Below are 22,012 nucleotides of genomic sequence, written 5' to 3'. Positions count from 1 at the left end.
ATTTGGATGGCGGCTTAAGTGCCGCCATCCTCTAATCAAAAACGATTGCAGGAGCGGTGCGCCCACCCTTGGCCAGTTTCAGCTGTTCCCAAACCTTCGCAGCGATCTCACGATAGACCCTGGTTTGCGGTCCATCCGGATTGCTGATGACGACCGGTGTTCCTGCATCCGACATTTCGCGGATTTCCATGACCAGCGGCACTTCACCAAGGAATGGAACGCCAAGGCGTTCTGCTTCCTTGCGTGCACCGCCATGGCCGAAAATATCATAGCGCGCGCCCGTATCCGGCGCGATGAAATAGCTCATATTCTCAACAATGCCGAGCAGCGGCACATCGACCTTTTTAAACATGTTGAGCCCTTTGCGCGCGTCGATCAGCGCCAGATCCTGGGGTGTCGAAACGATCACCGCACCGGCAAGCGGCACCTGCTGCGCCATGGTCAATTGCGCGTCGCCGGTACCGGGCGGCATGTCCACCACCAGCACATCGAGATCGCCCCATTGCACTTCGCGCAGCATTTGTGTCAGCGCCGACATGACCATGGGGCCGCGCCAGATCATCGGCGTTTCCTCGTCCACAAGGAAACCGATCGACATGACCTTCAGCCCATAGCCTTCCATCGGCTTCAGCACCCGGCCGGAAACCACTTCCGGCTTGCCGGAAATGTGCAGCAGACGCGGCATGGAAGGTCCGTAAATATCTGCATCCAAAATACCGACGCGCTGACCATTGGCCTGCAAAGCCAAAGCCAGATTGACAGCGGTCGTCGATTTGCCAACCCCGCCTTTGCCGGATGCGACTGCGATAATGGCGCCAACGCCGGGCACTCCGGATTTGACCGGCGCTGCCGCATGGCTGTGACCGGCATGGCCGGCAGCGGCTGGCGGAGCTTTAGCCTGTACACGTTGCGGCGGCACCGCGCCTGCCGGTGCCGGTCTTTGCGCAGGTCTTGGTGCAGGCGCAGCACGCGGCGCGTCATCGCTTGTCGGGCCGCCGCGTTTTTCGGCGGTCAATGCAACCACTGCGCCTTTTACATCGGGCATTGCCTTGACCACACGTTCGGCGGCAGAGCGGAGCGGCTCCAGCTCTTGAGCACGTTCGGCAGGGACGGTGATCGAAAAGAACACTTTATTGTCGGCGATAAAGATGTCTGACACCAGACCAAGCTCGACAATATTGCTGTTGAAATCCGGACCGGTCACCGTCCTCAATTGTTCCAGGACCTCGGTCTTCGTCACATCTGCCATTGCAATTCCATCCCTGTCATTCTTGGGGTCAGACCCTGACACTTCAGATAATGCAGTTGAGCAGAAACGCCAATGGACATTTGTACGCGGCCTGTCTTTGCGGGCAATAATCCCGCTTTACAATCGCAGTTCAGTTCCCGGTTGGTGGATCAGTTCGTCATTTTCACGCAATATTCATGGAGCAACCCTATCCGGCGATAAGTGAAAACTCTGCTCGCGGGATATGTTCGATGTGAAAAAGCCATAATGTGGCGTTCTAGCCAAATCCCTCTATCGCCCATAAGCATCCGCATTTCGGTCAGGTCAGAATCATGCCTCAAGTCCGTTCCCGCTTCCGCAGCCGCGCTCTGAAACTGATCGTCTTCGCCATTATCGCAATTCTTGTCGTCTGGCTGTTGATGACAAAGGTTTTTTCCTCCGGCAAAGCACCAGAGCAGAGCGTGTTCACTGCTCCTGTCGCACTTGGTTTCATTGAGGAGACCGTGCTTGCAACGGGTACTTTGGAGCCGGTGCAGATGGTCAATGTCGGTGCGCAGGTTTCCGGGCAGGTGAAAACGCTTTATGTTGAATCCGGTCAGCCGGTAAAGGCCGGTGATCCTATTGCCGAGATTGACTCTGTCCCGCAGGAAAATGCATTGCGAGTTGCCAAGGCGGAACTGGCAAACAGCCAGGCATTGCAGCGGGTCAAACAGGTTCAGCTCAAAAAGGCACAGGCTGCCTATGAGCGGCAGACCGCCTTGCTTGAGCAAAGGGCCGCCTCGCAAATGGCCTTCGATACGGCTGAGTCTGACTATTTTGCCTTGCAGGCGGAGATTGCTTCCCTTGGCGCGCAGATCGAACAGGCGGAAGTCAATGTTGAAACGGCCACGGCCAATCTTGGTTATACGCGAATCGTCTCGCCCATTGATGGCACTGTCATTGCAGTTGTCACCAAGCAGGGCCAGACGCTGAATTCCACACAAACCACACCAACCGTGGTGATCGTCGCCAAGCTCGATACGATGAATGTGAAGGTCAAAATTTCTGAAGCCGATGTCTGGCGCACCAAGCCCGGCCAGAAGGTGTGGTTCACCATTATGGGCGATGCGCAAACGCGCTATGAAGCCGAACTTCAGCGTATCGACTTTGCCCCGCCATCAATCACCACCGATGCCAAATCCAGCGTCGAAACCGACAGCAGCAAAGGCACCGCAATCTATTATGACGGGTTACTCACTGTACCGAATCCGGACTCTCGTCTGCGGACGAAAATGACCGCGCAAGTCCATATCATCATCGGCTCGATCAAGGACAAGCCAATCATTCCGTGGTCTGCCCTTTCCAACAGAGAGCCGGATGGCCGTTACAAGGTAAAGGTCAAACTGGCTGAGGGAAAAACCGAACAGAGATTTGTCAGGATCGGCTTGACCGACATGATCAAGGCTGAAGTCGTCGAAGGTTTGCGTGTTGGCGACGAGGTTGTCATTGAGGGGGGCACTCCCGCGGCTGACGCCAGCAAGGCTGCAAGCAGCGAGACACCTTCGTCATGAGTTCAGCCCTGCTCGAAGTCAAACAGCTATCGCGTATTTTCGCGGCGGGCAGCGAGGAAGTCATTGCCCTCGATAATATCGACCTGACCATAGAAGCCGGCGAATTCGTCGCCATTGTCGGGGCCAGCGGTTCCGGCAAGTCGACCCTCATGAATATTCTTGGCTGCCTGGATCAGCCGAGCAAGGGCAGCTATATCATGGCCGGTCGCGAGACTTCCGGCCTGACGAAAGACGAGCTTGCCGAATTGCGGCGCGAACATTTCGGCTTCATCTTCCAGCGTTATCATCTCATGCCCGATCTTGGCGCCATCGGTAATGTCGAAATACCTGCGGTCTATTCCGGCGCACCAAAGGGCCAGCGCCGGTCGCGCGCCATCGCCATTCTTGAGCGTCTCGGGCTTGGTGATCGCATGGACCATCGGCCGAACCAGCTTTCTGGCGGGCAGCAACAGCGCGTTTCCATCGCGCGGGCCTTGATGAATGGCGGCGAAATCATTCTTGCCGATGAACCGACCGGCGCGCTGGATAGCAAGAGCGGCGAAAATGTCCTCGACATTCTCAAAGAGCTTCATGCTACCGGTCACACGATCATTATCGTGACGCATGATATGGATGTGGCCGGTCATGCGGACAGGATCATCGAAATCAAGGATGGCGCTATCCTTGCCGACCAGCGCAAACCGGACAGACCCGTGTCCACGACAGCCAAACTGACGCAACAGCCTGCATCTGCCGGATGGCTCAGCGGTTTTATGCGCCGACTTATGGAAGCACTGCCCATGGCTCTGCGTTCCATGATTGCGCATCGCACGCGCACAGCGCTGACCATGCTCGGAATTATCGTTGGTATTGCAGCCGTTGTTGCGGTTGTCGGCCTTGGTGAAGGCGGCCAGCGCATGGTGCTGAACGAAATCAATGGTCTTGGCGCCAGTACGATCAGCATTTTCCCGGGCAAGGATTGGGGCGATGAAAACGCTGCCAAGATTAAAAGCCTCGTGATTGCCGATGCCGAAGCCTTGGGCTCGCAGCCCTATGTAGACAGCGTAACGCCCTCCGTCTCGGCGACCGGCAAAGCCCAGTTTGGTAATGTTTCGGTTGACGCGACAATCAACGGCGTAGGAGATAATTATTTCCGCGTTGTCCAGCGTAAAATCGTGCAAGGCAGTTTCTTCGATGCGCGAAGCCAAGCCATGGGCTTGCAGCAAGTCGTCATTGACGACAATACCAAACAGGCATTGTTCAAGAATGTGGCGAACCCTGTCGGACAGGTGATCGTGGTTGCGCAGGTTCCGGTCGTCGTCATCGGCGTCGCAGCCAAGACCACCGGCGGCATGGGCGAGGACAAACGGCTGCAAATCTACATGCCTTACACAAGCCTCTTTACCCGGATAAGCGGTGCAGGAAGCCTGAGCGAAATCACTTTGCGCGTGTCGGACAATGTGGACACCCAAGCTGCTGAAAAAGCCATCGTCGCGCTGCTTGAGCGCCGTCACGGCACCAAGGACTTTTTCATCTTCAACAGTGACCAGATGCGCAAGACCATCGAAAACACGACGAAGATTCTCTCACTGCTCATGTCATCCATCGCCGCCATCGCCCTCGTCGTCGGCGGTATCGGCGTCATGAACATCATGCTGGTTTCGGTGACCGAGCGTACAAAAGAGATCGGTCTGCGCATGGCGGTCGGCGCACGTCAGATCGATATCATGTTGCAATTTCTGATTGAGGCTTCCGCGGTAACTGTGACCGGTGCAATTATCGGCGTTGGACTCGCTTTGGCGATAGGTGCAGTCTTCGCTCCCATTGGCAGCTCCTTCCCGATGATTGTCTCGGTTAATGCCATCATGGTTGCCTGCATCACCGCCGTCATTGTCGGACTGACATTCGGATTCCTGCCTGCCCGAAAAGCCGCACGACTCAATCCGATTGATGCTCTGGCGCGCGATTAGGGGCAGCAAAACGGACACTTGAACAGTGCTTTCCAATTTCGACCGGGTTTGCTCGACATGTGGCACGATTTTTCAGAACAATTGGAGAAATTTGCCGAAGAATCGTCGATTCTTGCTCAAAAAAAGTAATCCTAGCGTGCAATTTGGTTGTCGTCGGTTGCATTACTCTTTGCCGCATGGCTTTTCATCAAAAGTGCAGCTATGAAAATGTTGGACTGCTAACGAGGCGATAATGCGCGAAGTTTGGAACAATTGGCGAATGGCGGTGCGCATGCTTTGCGCATTGGCGCTCGTATTTGTTGCCTTTGCCCATCAGCCGGTTTCCGCTGCGCCTGCCCTGGATGATCTTTCAGCCTATACCCTTCCCGACGGCTCTTTGCCCGTGCTTTGCCTGACCGATACCGGCAATGAAAAGGATCATCACAAGACAGCCTGGCATGGCACTGGTTGCGAGGCATGCCGTCTTGTTTCTTCGGTCATATTGCCCGTTCCGGCTACAGTCGCCAGCGCAAAAATTGAACCGTTACAATCACTTGCGATCAAGCAGGAAGCTGCTCTCATTGCGCGGCACGCCTATCCGCCATCCGCTCCGCCGCAAGCACCGCCGTCAGTCTGACACCCATTGCGCCCTTTGGCGCTTGAATATGGCCCTGCCCGCGCAGGTCCATCTCCTTTGGCCGTCAGACGATTGGAATAATTATGGCCGTTCTTGCCGAGGCTGGCAAAAAGCCTAACGATATCAGTATATCTCTTTATCGCGCCGTGTGGCGCTGGCATTTTTTAGCGGGACTTTTCGTCATTCCGTTCATGATCAATCTTGCCGTCACGGGCGGGCTCTATCTGTTCAAGGACGAGATTGACGATACGGTTTTTGCCTATCGCAATATTGTGGAACCGCAAGGCCAAACCCTGGCTCCCTCAGTGCTTTCGGAAAATGCGAGGGCAGCGGTACCTGGTTCAAAAATTATCCGATACCGCGTTCCCGCCGATCCATCGCATTCGGTTCGTGTCACTGTCGGCACATCTACTGAGAACGTTCTCGTCTTCGTTAATCCCTATAGCGGGGCCGTTCTTGGCACTGTTGCGGCCGAAAATGAATTCAATAAGGTGGTCCGGAATATTCACAGCCTGAAATATTTTGGCTTTGTTCCCAATAGGATAATCGAAGCTGTCGGAGGAATGGCGCTTATTTTGGTCGTCACCGGTTTTTATTTATGGTGGCCGCGCTCACAAACCGGCGGCGTTGTCAGCGTCCGTGGAACCCCTTCAAAACGTGTGTTCTGGCGTGACCTCCATGCCGTTACCGGCGCATCTGCCGGAGCGCTGATCTTTTTTCTGGCGATCTCTGGAATGCCTTGGTCGGGCTATTGGGGCGAGCAGGTTAATGCAGCGCTTTCCAGTGCAGGAATGGGTTATCCAACCAAGCTCTGGGATGATGTTCCCCTTTCGACAGTGCCCACTAAGGATGTGGTCGATCATGCTGGCTGGACTGTAGAAAACGCCCCCGTACCGGCGTCCAATACAGCTTCCAAAGGAGAGAACGTCAGTCTTGATCAGATCGTCACCGCTACCAATGAAGCGGGTATGTTTCCCGGCTATGAGGTTTCGCTGCCCAGGGGCAAGGGAGGTGTTTATACCGCCGCGATTTTTCCTGACGACATAGCAAGGCAACAAACGATCCATTATGACCAATATACGGGTAAGCCATTGATTGACATCAAGTTTTCCGACTACGGCATTGGCGGCAAAGCGATAGAATTTGGCGTTGGGGTTCATATGGGTCAGTACTTTGGGCTGGCGAACCAGATCCTCATGCTCCTGACCTGCCTCGCCATTACGCTAATGTCGGTAACTGCCATAGTCATGTGGTGGAAACGCCGCCCATCAGGCCGATTGGGCGTGCCGCCCATGCCATCTCAAACCAGCGTCTTTGTTATGCTGACCGTGGTAATCCTGGGCTTCGGCGTAGCTTTTCCGCTTACCGGCTTTGCCATCCTGGCCATGTTGGTCATCGATCAGCTGGTCACTCGTATCCCCTCTCCCCTGAAACGCGTATTCTCGTAAACATTCGAATTGGAGACGTTCCATGAACACACTATTCCGAATTGCCGCACTTGCATTTGTCGCCACGTCCCTTTCCTTTGCAGCGCAGGCTCATGACCACTCCAAGATGGGGCATGACGCCCCAGCGAGCCAGTCCGAAGATGCAATGGAACCGGTGAAAGCTGGAGATTTGACGCTTAGTAACGCGTTCACCCGTGCTACTTTGCCCGGTGCAAAAGTAGGTGGCGGGTATCTCAAGATCGCCAATTCGGCCAACGCGCCCGACCGGTTAATAGGCGGCACGACACCTGCCGCCGAGCGCGTTGAGGTGCATGAAATGAAAATGGCAGGCGATGTCATGCAAATGCGCCAGCTCAAGGAAGGACTCGAAATACCCGCTGGTGGAACTGCAGAGCTTGCTCCGGGGGGACTTCATCTGATGTTTATGAATATAGCCGAGCCGCTGAAGGAAGGCGACATGATCCCCGTGACGCTTGAATTTGCCAAGGCAGGCAAGGTCGAAGTTCAATTTATGGTGGGCGCAGCAAACGCTGCAAGCATGGAGCACAACTGATGAATATGCGGTGGGTTCGCTATGGTCTATGGGCGGCAATCGCTGCCCTTACCATCTTTCTGGTTCTTACTTACGTCAGTGGTCGGCAGGCCAGTACACAAAAATCAGTTGAACTGGGCACGCCTTTTAATCTGATTGATCAAAACGGTGCTCCTATTACCGAGGCCGCATTCAAGGGCCATCCGACAGCTCTGTTTTTTGGTTTCACACACTGCCCTGAGGTCTGCCCAACTACATTGTTCGAAATGGCCGGGCTGCTGAACACGCTTGGCGACGAAGGCAAGGATTTGCGCGTTTTCTTTATATCCGTCGACCCTGAGCGCGATACGCCGGAAGTGATGAAAGGGTATACTGCGGCCTTTACCGACCGGATAACCGGCATTACAGGCAAGCCGGAAGAGATCGAAAAGCTGGTCAAAAGCTGGCGTATCTACGCCAAGAAGGTTCCAACTGAAGATGGTGATTACACAATGGATCACACAGCATCTATCATGTTGCTCGATCGCGATGCGCGCCTGAAAAGCACGATTGATTATAAAGAAGATGCCGACGTTGCCTTGAAAAAGTTAAAGCTGCTCATCGCAGGCTGATTCCATCAAACCGTTCTCCTCCCGAAAATCGGGAGGGGATGCCGGCAGAAACTGAAGCTATCAGAACATTTGTATACTAAAAAACTCATAATTTCCTAGAATTATTCTAAGCTATTGATATTTTTGAACGTTTTAAACATTTAGTATTTGACAACCGTTTTTTCAGCAGCCTTTATGCATTTGTACAATGAGTACACCCTTTGATGTTTGGGCCTTGAACCCGTTCGATTGGAGGACCTTATGATTGGTCTTTTTTTGCCATGCCAACGCGTGGTCTCTTTGCTGAGGCGTCAGCGTCCGTCGTTTGCTTTAGGCTCTGATGAGCTTCTGCAGCGATTACGCGATAGCCTGCTTGCTCCTACCCGCAATCTTCCGCAGGACGGAGGTCGCGATGTTTCCTGGCTTATCTGAATCGCGGAACCATACCGGCTGTTATTTCGATCGTGCTCCTGAAAAGCTGGTGCTCGAAGGATATCGCCGCTGGACTGCCGGATTTGAAACCGGCTCTGTTGTTGCATGGGAAATGGCCTATGGTCTCTACAGCGAGATTCTTGGTGATCGCAACGGCAATCATGCCTTGTCAGAACTGTCTTACTTCGTGCGTACATTGCGCCATTGCGCCCTGTGCCCGTTGAAAACATTTCCCTTTGGCTCCCATCACGTCTGCCGAGAAGAATGCATGATATTGGGACTCGTTGCCGGTCTTCAAAATTGCGACATGGTTGCAGCACGAACATGCCTCAATGCAATGGCATGTCCCTCCCGTCACGAGGAAGTCGAAAACGCTGCAATCGCATTTGCCGAAACACTCGTAGAACTGGATCAGGTGCTCCTGCCCATTCCAAAATCTGCGATCGACGACATTATTTCCCGCCCTATGCGCGCGAAATACCACTAAGGAAGGGGAGAAATCATGATTATCAGTTCGCGCCGGGAACGACAATTATCGGTAGCAGCGACAGTGCTATTGACTGCAGCTATCTTTGTCATGCCCATCAAACTACCCAAAGAAGATACAACACGCGCCGAGCTTGCCGGTTACGTCAAAATTGCTGATGCGACGCCCGTGAAACTGACAGTTCGCAAATAAATGCCGCACTATTTTTGACGCTGGATCACGACAAGACCCAGCAATTCTTTTTGCGACAGAACCAACACGGCCAAAATATAGACGACTATTCCTATAGACTATGGCTATCCGGTAGAGTTTTCTAATTTTGTGATATAAAAGGAATTCTTTCTAACGCCTCATTTTCAGAGGCTCTGCTACCCTTCAGTTTCAATCACACGGAGGCAGGCATGAAAAATTCCCGATTATCGATAGCCTTCGCGACCGTTCTGCTTATGGCAACGGTCGCGTCACAACCAATGTCTGCTGCCTTGGCGGACACCACGCTCTTGAACGTTTCTTACGACCCAACGCGCGAGCTCTATAAGGATTTCAACGCGGCATTCGCAGCCAAGTGGAAAGCTGACACAGGAGAAACTGTTACCATACAGACGTCCCATGGCGGATCAGGTAAACAGGCACGCGCGGTAATAGACGGCTTGGATGCCGACGTCGTAACACTCGCGCTTGAAAGCGATATTTCGGCGATTGTCTCGGCCACAAAGAAAATTAATCCTGATTGGCGAACAAAATATCCCCATAACTCTGCACCTTACACATCGACCATTGTCTTTCTGGTTCGGAAGGGCAATCCAAAGGGCATCAAGGATTGGGGTGACCTTATCAAGGACGGCGTTGAGGTTATTACACCAAACCCCAAGACATCGGGCGGCGCACGCTGGAATTATCTTGCAGCCTGGGCATGGGCAAATGGCCAGTTTGGCGGCGACGAAGCCAAGATCAAAGAATATATCGCAACACTGTTCCAGCACGTTCCTGTGCTCGATACCGGCGCTCGTGGCTCCACCACGACCTTTGCGCAGCGTGAACTGGGTGACGTTCTCCTAGCCTGGGAAAATGAAGCCTATCTTTCGCTAGAGGAGTTTGGTGCCGACAAGTTCGATATCGTTGTGCCGCCCCAATCAATTTTGGCTGAGCCCCCCGTTGCTATCGTAGACGCGAATGTTGATGCCAAAGGGACAAGAAAAGCGGCGGAAGCCTATCTGCAATACCTCTATTCTGAAGAGGGTCAGACGCTCGCTGCCAAGCATTTCTACCGTCCCAGCGAACCAAAACTCGTCTCGGCCGATCTCCTCAAGAAACTACCCGAGTTGAAACTGGTGACAATCGATGATCCAATCTTCGGTGGATGGGCCAAAGCACAGCCCTATCACTTTGGAGATGGCGGAACATTTGACCAGATTTACAAGCCGAAACAGTAAAAACATGAAATCCAACCTTGTGAAAACAGGTTGGCAGCCAAACCGCGATGGAGTTACCCAATGACTCCATTCCGCTTCAAGAGGCCAAGTATCATTCCAGGATTTGGAATGACACTTGGCTTCACGCTTGCCTACCTAGCACTTATTGTCCTTATTCCACTTGCCGGTCTGGTGTGGCGCTCTGCCGCTCTCGGCTGGCAGGGCTTTTTCAATGTTGCGATTGATCCTCGGACCGTCAACGCGATGAAGATTAGCTTTGGTACATCATTTATCGCCGCCTTGGTGAACGTCGTCTTTGGCGTTATTGTTGCCTGGGTTCTCGTGCGTTACCGCTTTCCCGGCCGCCGCATTATTGATGCTATTGTCGACTTGCCCTTTGCGCTGCCGACCGCTGTTGCCGGCATTGCGCTCACGGCGCTCTATGCCAAGAATGGCTGGATTGGAAAATGGCTCGAACCCTTGGGTATCAAAGTGGCATTCACACCGCTGGGTATCGTCATCGCTTTGATTTTCATTGGTCTTCCCTTCGTTGTTCGCACAGTCCAGCCCGTCATGGAAGAAATCCGCAAGGAAGTGGAAGAGGCAGCTGCGACGCTTGGAGCAACCCGTTTCCAAACCATAACGCGCGTGCTGCTGCCGGGCCTTCAACCTGCCATTCTGACAGGCTTTGCACTGGCCTTCGCCCGGGCAGTTGGAGAATATGGGTCCGTTATCTTCATTGCAGGCAACTTGCCTTATGTTTCGGAAATTGCGCCCTTGCTGATCGTCATCCGGCTCGAGGAATTTGACTATGCGGGTGCCACGGCCATTGCGACAATCATGCTGTCCATCTCCTTCCTGATGCTGCTCGTGATCAATCTCATTCAGGCATGGAGCCGCAGGAGGTATGGCTATGGCACATGATCTGCCGATATCGAATGAATCTGCCAAGGCATGGCATCCTGCCACCACGGAAAGCCGCACGGCACGCTTTGTTCTCATAGCCACTGCACTGGCATTTCTCGGGCTCTTCCTGTTGCTGCCGCTCATTGCTGTTTTTGTTGAGGCTTTCCGCAAAGGTCCAGAAGCCTATCTTGCTGCTTTTGCAGAACCCGATGCGCTTGCCGCAATACGGTTAACCTTACTGGTTGCGGCAATTGCAGTCCCGTTAAACATTGTCTTTGGTGTCGTTGCCGCTTGGGCTATCGCCAAATTCGAATTCAAGGGCAAAGCTTTTTTAACAACACTGATTGACCTGCCATTTTCGGTATCTCCGGTCATTTCTGGTCTGGTTTACGTTCTGCTCTTTTCATCACAAAGCTTCCTTGGTCCCTGGCTGAAATCACATGGCATAGAAGTTCTCTTTGCCGTGCCGGGCATCGTGCTTGCCACCGTATTCGTCACCTTTCCATTCGTGGCTCGCGAATTGATCCCTCTCATGCAGGATCAGGGAACAACGGATGAGGAGGCAGCATTGTCCCTGGGAGCAAATGGCTGGCAGACTTTCTGGCATGTCACCTTGCCCAACATTAAATGGGGCTTGCTCTACGGCGTTCTTTTATGCAACGCCCGGGCAATGGGAGAGTTTGGTGCAGTTTCGGTCGTATCCGGGCATATTCGCGGCCTGACAAATACGATGCCGCTGCATGTCGAAATTCTCTATAATGAATATAATTTTGTCGCTGCTTTTGCAGTGGCTTCGCTACTTGCGCTGCTGGCGCTGGTGACGCTCGTTCTCAAAACTCTGCTGGAGTTGCGATATGGGGCAGAACTTCGCGCTGCTGGTGGACACTAAGGGGAATATTTATGGAAGTTCGAGTAAGTGGTGTGCGCAAGGAGTTTGACCGGTTTCCGGCGCTGCACGACGTATCATTGGATATAAATTCGGGTGAGCTTATTGCATTGCTCGGCCCTTCGGGATCGGGAAAGACAACGCTCTTGCGACTGATCGCAGGGTTGGAAACCCCGACCGATGGGAAGGTTTTCTTTGGTGATGAGGATGCTTCCTTAAAATCAGTGCAGGAACGCAATGTCGGTTTTGTTTTCCAGCACTATGCCTTGTTCCGCCATATGACTGTCATCGATAATGTCGGCTTCGGTTTGAAAGTGCGGCCCGGCGCCAATCGGCCAAGCAAAGAGGAAATCCGCAGACGTTCGAGCGAACTTCTTGATTTCGTCCAGCTTTCGGGCCTCGAGAAACGTTATCCCGCGCAACTTTCCGGCGGGCAGCGGCAGCGTGTCGCCTTGGCCCGTGCCATGGCTATCGAACCGCGCTTGCTGCTGCTTGATGAGCCATTTGGCGCGCTTGATGCCAAAGTTCGGAAGGAACTGCGTCGCTGGCTGCGTGAAATTCATGACAAGACCCAGCACACCACTGTGTTTGTTACGCATGATCAAGATGAAGCACTTGAACTTGCCGACCGTGTGGTCGTGATGAGCCAGGGGAAAATCGAACAGGTTGGCACGCCCGATGAGGTCTATGACCGCCCCAACTCGCCCTTCGTCTATAGTTTCATCGGCGAGTCGAGTTCCCTGGACGTGAGCATCCAATCAGGGACGATCTATCTCGGCGATAAGGCGCTTGATCTGAAAAGTGAACAAGCCGACGGAAAAGGCGTGCTTTATTTTCGCCCCCATGATGTGGAGCTTCTCGGCGGCTCTGAAGCTCGTATCAGTGGCGTCGTAATAGCCAGCCGGCGCGTAGGCGCAACACGCCGTGTCGAACTTGAAATTGATGGCACTGAAAGCCGCGTCGAGATCGAAATTCCAGCTGATCATCCCGCAAAAGTCGGCTCGCCGCTGGCATTCTTGCCAAAGCACTGGCGCGTATTTGGGAAAAGCGCCTAGTAACTGATTGGTAAAAGCCGGAATCTTCAAATCCCGGCTTTTATTTCAGCAAATAAATTTTTCGTCTTAGCGATTTCAGAGTCATTTTATTTATTGTTGCCGACTATCTCGGCGACCACACATAATTCGTTATGGCAATCTGACTCATTTTCATCAAAACTGATCGATAACAACAAAGTGGTGATAGCGTCATTGCTCTGAACCGATTAGATCGTAAAATGCCGCCTTATATTGCAATCTCGAAGATTTTTTTCTTCCAACAGAAACGAAGCAAATGCCCTCATTAAGCTTTTTTCCAGCGTTCGCATCTCAGAAGAAAACCGTCGGCCAGATTTTTTCTGTCCAGCCAAACCCGATCCGGGCACATTATAAGTCGATTGACGATTTGCGTGATCTTGGCGCACGGGTTGCCAAGGGCGAAGATGTTCGCCTGCCTGATTACGAGCCGATGGTTTTTGAGCAAAGAACCGTTGAAAATGCACGATTGATCTTACACTCTTACCGATCTTCGGATGCCGCTGCTCGCAAAGGCGAAACCATTACCCCAGCGGCTCAATGGCTGCTCGACAACTACTATCTTGTTGACCAAAACATCCAGCAGGTCGAACGCGATCTGCCCAAGAAATTCATTCGGCAATTGCCTTCGCTTGTAAGTCAGAGCGATATACCGCGCGTTATGGCTCTGGCGTGGCTCTATGTGGCCCACACAGACAGCCAATTCTCGCTGAACAGCCTCAGTGCAATTGTTGAAGGTTTTCAAACTGTCGAGCCGCTGCATATCGGCGAATTGTGGGCTCTGCCCTCTGCCGTCCGCTTCATCCTGATCGAAAATGCAAGACGTCTTTCCTTGCGTGTTGAGCGTGCGCGGCGCATGCGCGCCTTTGCCAATAGCGTTGCTGATGAGATTACGCTGAACGCGGAAAAAGACACACTGCCCCAGATGTTGGAACAGTATACGACGGCAGCGCGGGACAGCACCTTTGCGACGCACCTGCTTTATCGCCTGCGTGGTGGCGCCATGCACTCCGGAGCGGCAGTGGCGTGGCTGGAAGAGGTGCTGGAAAAGAACGGCAGCGATGCCGAGGACGCGATTATTCAGGAACATACCCGCCAATCCACTGGCGGCGTGACGATGGGAAACCTTATCCGCAGCCTGAAGGCTATCGACGATGTTGACTGGATTACATGGTTTGAAACAGTCAGTGGTGTAGATGCTGTTCTGCGCGAAAATTCCAATTTCGACGCGCTCGACTTTCATTCGCGTAATGCCTACCGCGTTGCCATCGAAAAGATTGCGCGTCGTTCCGGCAAAAGCGAAAATGACATTACGCAGGCCGCACTTGAGCTTGCGCATAAGAGCGCGGAACAGACCGGCGGTGAAGGCGGGGTTCCCGAACAGCGCAAACGTGACGTAGGCTATTACCTTGCCGGCGATGGGCGGCCCGAGCTTGAGGCAGTTTGCGATTATACACCGACGCTGATTTTGCGTTGGGTGCGTTTCTACCGCAATCTTGGTCTTGCAGGATTATGGGTGCCAGCCTCCATTTTTTCGATCGCCATATTGCTTGTGGTCCATTACTGGCTGACGCGTGCTGGCTTGCCCCGCGATCTGGTTCTGCTGTTTACAATCCTGGCGGTTTTTCCGACCATGGAAACTGCAAACGGCTTTGTTAACTGGATCATTCCAATGTTCATGCCGCCCACGCGGTTGATTGGTTTTGAGTATAAGAACGGCCTGCCTCCAGAGGCGAAAACACTTGTAGCCGTGCCCACATTAATCACTTCGCGGGATTCAGTCGATGAACACATCCGTAATCTCGAAGTTCACTATCTGACCAATCCGCGAGGCGAAGTCTATTTCGCACTGCTGACGGATTGGGCGGACAGCAAAGTTGAACAAAGCGACGATGATCTGGACATATTGGATTATGCCCGCGAAAAAATCACCGCGCTCAACAACCATTATACACAGAGCAATCCCCGGTTTTTCCTCCTTCATCGCAAGCGCCTTTTCAATGCCCAAGAAAATCGCTGGATGGGTTGGGAGCGCAAGCGCGGTAAACTGCATGAGCTGAACCTGCTGCTACGCGGTGATAAAGATACGACCTATTTCCCCTCCAATGAAGTTATCCCGACCGACATCAAGTTCGTGATGACACTGGATTCGGACACACGTCTTACACCTGATTCAGTCAACCGCCTTGCGGGCAAGCTCATCCATCCCCTCAACCGTCCGATTTACAGCGAGAAAGCCGGTCGCATTGTAAGTGGTTATGCAATTTTGCAACCGCGCGTCACGCCGTCGCTGACGACTGGTGACGATGCCTCCTTCCTGCAACGGGTATTCTCCGTCAATCGCGGCATTGACCCTTATGTCTTTGCTGTTTCTGACGTTTATCAAGATGTCGTTGGCGAAGGCACGTTCACCGGCAAAGGCCTTTATGACATCGATTTCTTCGAGCTCGCCCTTGATGGCAAAATTGGTGAAAACACAATCCTGAGCCACGATTTGCTCGAAGGTGGTTATGCCCGTGCGGCTTTGGTCAGCGATGTGGAAGTCGTCGAAGACTATCCTACCGGCTATAATGTCGATATTTCGCGTCACCACCGCTGGACCCGTGGTGACTGGCAATTATTGCCGTACCTGTTCAGCACCAAGCCTGGAATTACCGCTGTTACCCGATGGAAAATGGTGGATAATCTGCGCCGTTCGCTGACGCCGATTTTCTGGATTCTGGCATCCATTGCAGCTTGGACATTGCTGCCGCCCGGCATCGCTGCCTTGTGGCAGTTCTTCATGATTTTCAGCATGTTCATCGTACCAACGATGATCCTGTTCACCAATCTTGTGCCTACGGACATGAACCTTTCACTAAAGGGGCATTTCCAAGCCATTTTAACGGACATATTTGCTGGTGCTGCGGATATTGCCCTGCGCATTACCTTCATTGCCAACATGGCTTGTCTCATGGCAGATGCAATTGCGCGTACTTTGTACCGCCTGTTTGTCTCGCGCAAAAACCTTCTGGAGTGGCGCGCTGCCGCCCAAGCCAAAACAAGCTCGCCTGACACGTTGCAATATTATACTCGTCTGATGTGGCCAGCGGTCATCGTTGCACTGGTTGCAATTATCCTGCCGCTCGCTGGCCATAGCCGCGCCTGGATGCTTGCGGTCCCGTTTGCCGCAATCTGGTTTTTCTCGCCGGTTATTGCCTGGCTGGTCAGTCGGTCTGCCAAGCCTCTGGACGATCTGATCGTGCGATCATCCGACAAGGGCGAATTGCGCCGTTTTGCCCGTCGGACCTGGCATTATTACGATACATTCGTAACCAAGGAACAAAACTTCATTCCTCCAGATAACTTCCAGGAAGATCCCTTTCCCGTTATCGCAACGCGTACCTCGCCAACCAATATCGGCATGTATTTGCTCTCCACTGTTGCCGCCCGTGACTTCGGCTGGATCAGCTTCAACGAAACATTGACGCGTATTGGCGATACAATCGACACGCTCGAAAAAATGGAGAAGTATCGCGGCCATCTTTATAACTGGTACGAAACAACGACACTTCGCCCGCTGCTCCCTCTATACGTATCAGCGGTAGATAGCGGTAATCTCGCCGGTCATCTTGTTGCTCTGTCTTCCGCTCTGGAAAAATGGGCGGAAGCGCCGTCTGTCTATCTTCAAAGTGAGCTCGACGGGATTCTTGATGTTAGCGATATCCTTGAAGAAACAGTTGCCGAAATTCCGGATGACCGCCGTGTTCTGCGGCCTCTTCGTCGCCGTCTTGAAGAGCGTGTGGCCAATTTTCGCCGGGCAATTACAACGATCAAGGAAGAGCCTGAGACCGCGTCGCTCCGGACAATCAATCTTTCTCTGTTCGCGGGCGATATTCAACGCCTGACCGAAGAGCTGCATGGTGAGCTAGAGACACCGATAAGTCTCACGGCGAATGAATGGGCGCTGCTTTTGGTCAAAACCTGCCAAGGTCATACTGACGATGCCATGGGCGGCCATGAAAGCACCGACGTTTTGCGCGAAAGGCTTGTTTCTCTCGCAACACGTGCTCGTCAATTGGCCTTCGATACCGACTTCACCTTCCTTGAGCGGAAGGAACGCCGCTTGCTTTCCATCGGCTTCCGGGTTGAAACCAATGAACTCGACGCAAGTTGCTATGACCTTCTCGCGTCCGAGGCGCGATTGGCCAGCCTTTTTGCTATCGCCAAAGGTGACATACCTGTCGACCATTGGTTCAAGCTCGGCCGGTTGCTCGTCCCAGTGGGCTGGCGCGGAGCGCTGATCTCCTGGTCCGGCTCGATGTTCGAGTATCTGATGCCACCCCTCGTCATGATCGAACCCCTCGGATCGATGCTTGACCAGACCAACAAGCTGATCGTGCAACGTCAGATCGAATATGGCGACTCCAAAGGATTGCCATGGGGCATTTCGGAAGCGGCTTACAATGCGCGCGATCCGGAAATGAATTACCAGTACACCAATTTTGGTGTGCCGACCCTCGGCTTGAAACGCGGCCTGTCCAAGAATTATGTAGTCGCCCCTTATGCAAGCATCATGGCAAGCCAGTATCAGCCAGCGGCCGCTGTCAAGAACCTGAACCGCCTGCGTGAGATGGGAGCGCTTGGAAAATACGGCTTTTATGATGCCGTTGATTTCACCAAATCGCGTGTTCGCGAAGACGAGGAATACGCAATCGTACGCAACTACATGGCGCATCATCACGGCATGTCGATTGTAGCAGTCAACAATGTTGTCTTCGAAGGCCGTATGCGGGAACGCTTCCACGCTGATCCGGTTATCGAAGCCGCCGAGCTTTTGTTGCAGGAAAAAGCTCCACGCGAAATACCGGTATTACAGGCCAAAGCCGACAATCCCATGCGTAAAGCTGTCGAAAGTTCGGAAGAACCGGCTTCAATCCGTTATATTCCGAACCCAATGACCGCACCTTGTGCGACCCAGATCATGTCCAACGGACATTATTCTGTGATGGTCACGGCAAATGGTGGCGGATATAGCCGCTGGAATGGTCTGGCCATCACGCGGTTCCAGCCTGATCCTATAGAGAGTGGCTATGGTACATTTCTCTTCCTGCGCGACATGGAAAACGGAGAATGGTGGTCCGCCACCAGCGACCCAGTTCGCTTGGCAGGAGAGAAAAGCACCACGATCTTTACCGATTACAAGGCTGAATTCATCAAGGAAACGGGTACGATCCACTCTACTGTGGAAACTATCGTTGCCTCCGATTCCGATGGTGAAGGCCGCCGCATCGTTATTACCAACACTGGTACCAAGGATCGTATCATCGAAGTTACGTCCTATGCCGAATTGGTTTTGACCAATGACGACACAGATACTGCTCATCCGGCTTTTGCGAAAATGTTCGTGGAAACGGAGATCGATGAACGCGGCGATGCCATTTATGCAACGCGCCGCAAACGAGGTGCGGATGACCCCGATATTCACGTTGCCCACGTCGTTAGCGATGGCTCGGGCGCTATGCGTGAAGTGCAGGTCGAAACCGACCGCCGGGCATTTATAGGTCGGGGGCGTACCCTTCGCAATCCAGTGGTATTCGACGAAGGCGTCACTTTGAGCGGCAATCATGGGTTCGTTCTCGACCCTATTGCCTCCCTGCGATGCCGCGTTCGCGTTCCGGCGCATAAGAAAGTTTCTTTGGTATTCTGGACGCTTGTAAGACCCAACCGCCAGGAGCTTGAAGAAGTGGTCGCCCGCTTCCGTCATCCGGATTGCTTCGCTCGCGAATTCTCGTTGTCCTGGACAAGTTCGCAGGTCCGTCTACATCATATCGGCATTAACCCCGATGAAGCAGCTGTCTTCCAGCGTGTGGCGACCAATCTGATTTACCCGGAAAAATCGTTGCGGTTGCCTACGAGCAGCATTGCAAGCGGTCTGGGCAGTCAATCTGAACTCTGGCCAATGTCGATTTCAGGCGATTTTCCGATCCTCGCGCTGCGTATCGACGACGAAGCTGATATGGAAACGCTGAGAAACATTCTCAAAGCGCACGAATATTGGCGGGCAAAAGGACTGGTGGTCGACGTTGTTGTAATCAACGAACGCTCCTTCTCATATGCTCAGGATTTCCAGCGTGGACTGGAGGCGATCTGTGAGAATAGCCGCGCACGCGGCGGTCAGTATGGGCCCCGGGTTCACATCTTCACTGTTCGCAAGGATCAGATGAGTGATGCCAGCTACAATACGCTTCTGGCCTCGGCCCGTATCGTATTGCACGCTCAAAATGGCTCGCTTTCCGAACAGTTGAACCGTGTTACTGAACTGAATGCCGAAGCGTTCCCGGCATCCGACATCAAAAGCAAAGCACTGATCGAGACCGAAACCGATGATCTGCGTGGCGTTGCACCGGCGCCGAGCCAGCTTATAGGCAAAGTCCCAGCTAAAACGTCAGGCGATGATCTTCAGTTCTGGAATGGCTTTGGCGGGTTTGATCTGGGCACCGGCGAATATGTCGTGCGTTTGAGCGGGCTGGCTTGCACGCCGCAGCCATGGATCAATGTGATTTCCAATTCCGGTTTTGGCTTCCATGTTTCTGCGGAAGGTGCTGGCTTTACATGGTCGGGCAATAGCCGTGACTATCAATTGACGCAGTGGTCGAATGATCCGGTAATCAATCGCTCCGGTGAAGCTATCTATGTCGTGGACCTTGATGCAAATACGGCATTCGCTCCAACTGCATCGGTTTTGCGTGACCCATCGGTTCAATATGAGACACACCACGGACAAGGTTACTCAACCTTCATTTCCAAACATGGCAATATCGGACTTGAACTGACGCATACGATCGATCCTGTGCTACCGGTCAGGGTTTCCAGCCTGAAAATCACCAATCACGGTCGATCATCCAAACAGCTTCGCGTTTACGGCTTCGTTGAGTGGATGCTCGGCAACGTTCGCGCAAAGACCGCCCCCTTCATCGTGCCGTCTTACGATAGCGAGAAAGGAGTTCTGTTTGCCCGAAATCCTTACGGGGTCGAACGACGCAATCAGATGGCTTTCTTTGCAAGCAGCGTGAAGCCACAATCCGTTACCGCGGATCGAACAGAATTTTTAGGCAATCTTGGCTCGGTAGAGCGTCCCGCGGCTGTTCTAGAGGCAAAGCCACTGTCCAATCTGGTGGAAGCTGGCGGTGACCCTTGTGCCGCGCTTGCGGTGGATATTGAGGTTGGCCCCGGTGAAACTAAGGAAGTGCTGTTCTATATGGGCGACACGGGAAACACTGAAGATGCTCACAAGATACTTGCCGAGCACGCAACCCGTACGTTTGAAGACACATTGTTGGCTTCCAAGGCGATTTGGGCCGACTTCCTTGACGGTCTTCAGGTTGACACGCCCGACGACGCTTTCGACATCATGGTCAACCGGTGGCTGCCCTATCAAAGTCTGGCTTGCCGTATATGGGCGCGCTCGGCATTCTATCAAGCCAGTGGCGCTTTCGGGTTCCGCGATCAGTTGCAGGACACATTGTCGATGCTGATCCTTGATCCAGCGCTTGCCCGCAAGCAAATCCTGAATGTCTCAGCACGACAATTCAAGGAAGGTGATGTCCAACATTGGTGGCTTCCGACAACCGGAGCCGGTGTGCGGACAAAGATTTCCGACGACGTGGTCTGGCTTGGCTATGCAATCGCGCATTACACGTCCGTGACAGGCGATATGAGCATTCTTGATGAGCAAGTTGCCCTTATCGAAGGACGTGCTCTGGAAGAAGCCGAGCACGATGCCTTTTATCAGCCGACAATTTCCACGGAGATTGTCAGCGTCTACGAGCATGCTGCCAGAGCGCTTGATCTTGCTGTTGCCCGTACAGGCAGCAATGGATTGCCACTTATGCTGACCGGCGACTGGAACGACGGCATGAACCGTGTCGGCGAAGAGGGCAAAGGCGAGAGCGTGTGGCTTGGCTGGTTCCTGATCAGCACCTTGCGCGATATGTTGCCTATAGCTGAACGCTATAATGATGCTGAGCGTGTAAAACGCTGGCAAGCACATATAGAAAGCGTGAAGGCTTCTTTGGAAAAGAATGCCTGGGACGGAGAATGGTATCGCCGCGGCTATTTCGATGACGGCTCTCCATTGGGCTCAAAGATGAGCGAGGAATGCAAGATCGATTCTATCGCTCAATCTTGGAGCGTCCTTTCCGGTTATGGCGATCCGGACCGGGCCAAGCAAGCAATGGGATCGGTCGCCACCCATCTGATTGACGAAGAAGCACAGGTCGTCAAACTGTTTACGCCTCCGTTCAACAAATCGCGCCACGATCCGGGTTATATCAAGAGCTATCCGGTTGGTGTGCGCGAGAATGGCGGACAATATACGCACGCGGCAACTTGGGCGGTTCTGGCAATGGCCAAACTCGGCAATGCCGATGAAGCCTATCGCTGGTTCAGCATGCTTAACCCGGTCAATCACTCCCTTAATGCTGACAAGGCTGAGTCGTATCGTGTTGAACCCTATGTCGTCGCTGCGGATGTTTACTCAGTCGATCCCATGCGCGGTCGCGGTGGCTGGACTTGGTATACGGGCTCCGCTGGCTGGTTATATCGCGTTGCGACGGAAGGAATTCTTGGCATTACCCGACAAGCCGACCGATTGTTCGTTGATCCGGCCCTGCCCTCCACATGGGATGGCTTCAGCTTTGTCTTGCGCAATGGTGATGCCAAATATTCAGTTGAGGTCAAACCACTTGCCAGCGGAACCAAGAAGATTACAGTCAATGGAAAGAAGCTGACAAAGCCAGAAGGCGGTATTCCCATGGAGACATCCGGCGAACACAAGGTCACCGTGGAAGTGCCAAGAGTGAGCTAGTTCACCTTTTACAGAGAAACCGCCGTAATCGCCGCCGATGAAATTCATTGGCGGCGAT

Annotated in this window: 14 protein-coding genes; 13 read left to right on the top strand and 1 reads right to left on the bottom strand. The window is 53.2% G+C overall.

Features of this window, described 5'->3' with window-relative positions; translation table 11 throughout:
• Positions 1–31 precede the first annotated feature (31 nt).
• The gene (locus AC6CHM_RS21295) at positions 32–1,249 is read right to left on the bottom strand and encodes an Mrp/NBP35 family ATP-binding protein (protein WP_498174671.1); all 1,218 of its coding nucleotides are present in this window, start codon (positions 1,247–1,249) and stop codon (positions 32–34) included.
• Positions 1,250–1,560: 311 nt separating this feature from the next.
• Here AC6CHM_RS21295 and AC6CHM_RS21290 point away from each other — a divergent pair, with 311 nt between their 5' ends.
• The 13 genes from AC6CHM_RS21290 to AC6CHM_RS21230 all read left to right on the top strand — a co-directional run bounded on the left by AC6CHM_RS21290 (position 1,561) and on the right by AC6CHM_RS21230 (position 21,954).
• Positions 1,561–2,778 (top strand): efflux RND transporter periplasmic adaptor subunit, encoded by a 1,218-nt coding sequence (locus AC6CHM_RS21290; RefSeq protein WP_115051519.1) that lies wholly within the window; start codon positions 1,561–1,563, stop codon positions 2,776–2,778.
• Positions 2,775–4,727 carry a MacB family efflux pump subunit gene (locus tag AC6CHM_RS21285; RefSeq protein WP_498174669.1) on the top strand — a complete coding sequence of 651 codons (1,953 nt, stop codon included), beginning with the start codon at positions 2,775–2,777 and terminating at the stop codon, positions 4,725–4,727. Before AC6CHM_RS21290 ends, AC6CHM_RS21285 begins: the two co-directional genes overlap by 4 nt.
• A gap of 232 nt (positions 4,728–4,959) precedes the next feature.
• A complete protein-coding gene (locus AC6CHM_RS21280; protein WP_498174667.1) occupies positions 4,960–5,343 on the top strand; it encodes a hypothetical protein in 384 nt (127 codons plus the stop codon).
• An 83-nt stretch (positions 5,344–5,426) separates the two neighbouring features.
• Entirely contained in the window at positions 5,427–6,791 is a 1,365-nt protein-coding gene (locus AC6CHM_RS21275; RefSeq protein WP_498174665.1) for a PepSY-associated TM helix domain-containing protein, read from the top strand.
• A 22-nt stretch (positions 6,792–6,813) separates the two neighbouring features.
• Positions 6,814–7,344, top strand: coding sequence for a copper chaperone PCu(A)C (locus AC6CHM_RS21270; RefSeq protein ID WP_498174663.1), 531 nt, complete (start codon positions 6,814–6,816; stop codon positions 7,342–7,344).
• The gene (locus tag AC6CHM_RS21265; RefSeq protein ID WP_115051524.1) at positions 7,344–7,934 is read left to right on the top strand and encodes an SCO family protein; all 591 of its coding nucleotides are present in this window, start codon (positions 7,344–7,346) and stop codon (positions 7,932–7,934) included. The genes AC6CHM_RS21270 and AC6CHM_RS21265 overlap by 1 nt, the downstream gene beginning before the upstream one ends.
• 391 nt (positions 7,935–8,325) lie before the next feature.
• Positions 8,326–8,832: a hypothetical protein gene (locus tag AC6CHM_RS21260; RefSeq protein ID WP_307282198.1), complete on the top strand. Its 507-nt coding sequence runs from the start codon at positions 8,326–8,328 to the stop codon at positions 8,830–8,832.
• 15 nt (positions 8,833–8,847) lie between these two features.
• Positions 8,848–9,024, top strand: a complete 177-nt coding sequence (locus tag AC6CHM_RS21255; RefSeq protein WP_162802393.1) for a hypothetical protein — start codon at positions 8,848–8,850, stop codon at positions 9,022–9,024.
• 254 nt (positions 9,025–9,278) lie between these two features.
• Positions 9,279–10,265, top strand: a complete 987-nt coding sequence (locus AC6CHM_RS21250; protein ID WP_370878850.1) for a sulfate ABC transporter substrate-binding protein — start codon at positions 9,279–9,281, stop codon at positions 10,263–10,265.
• Positions 10,266–10,325: 60 nt separating this feature from the next.
• Complete coding sequence (cysT, locus tag AC6CHM_RS21245; protein WP_498174660.1) at positions 10,326–11,168, top strand: sulfate ABC transporter permease subunit CysT; 843 nt, start codon at positions 10,326–10,328, stop codon at positions 11,166–11,168.
• Positions 11,152–12,039 carry a sulfate ABC transporter permease subunit CysW gene (cysW, locus tag AC6CHM_RS21240; protein ID WP_162802394.1) on the top strand — a complete coding sequence of 296 codons (888 nt, stop codon included), beginning with the start codon at positions 11,152–11,154 and terminating at the stop codon, positions 12,037–12,039. Before cysT ends, cysW begins: the two co-directional genes overlap by 17 nt.
• A gap of 11 nt (positions 12,040–12,050) precedes the next feature.
• A complete protein-coding gene (locus AC6CHM_RS21235) occupies positions 12,051–13,091 on the top strand; it encodes a sulfate/molybdate ABC transporter ATP-binding protein (RefSeq protein WP_498174657.1) in 1,041 nt (346 codons plus the stop codon).
• Positions 13,092–13,365: 274 nt separating this feature from the next.
• Complete coding sequence (locus AC6CHM_RS21230) at positions 13,366–21,954, top strand: GH36-type glycosyl hydrolase domain-containing protein (RefSeq protein WP_498174655.1); 8,589 nt, start codon at positions 13,366–13,368, stop codon at positions 21,952–21,954.
• Positions 21,955–22,012: the final 58 nt, after the last annotated feature.

It is taken from the genome of Phyllobacterium sp. GQ127, from assembly GCF_059758635.1.
The sequence above is the reverse complement of the archived record's forward strand: the minus strand, read 5'-3'. Positions and strand labels throughout refer to the sequence as shown.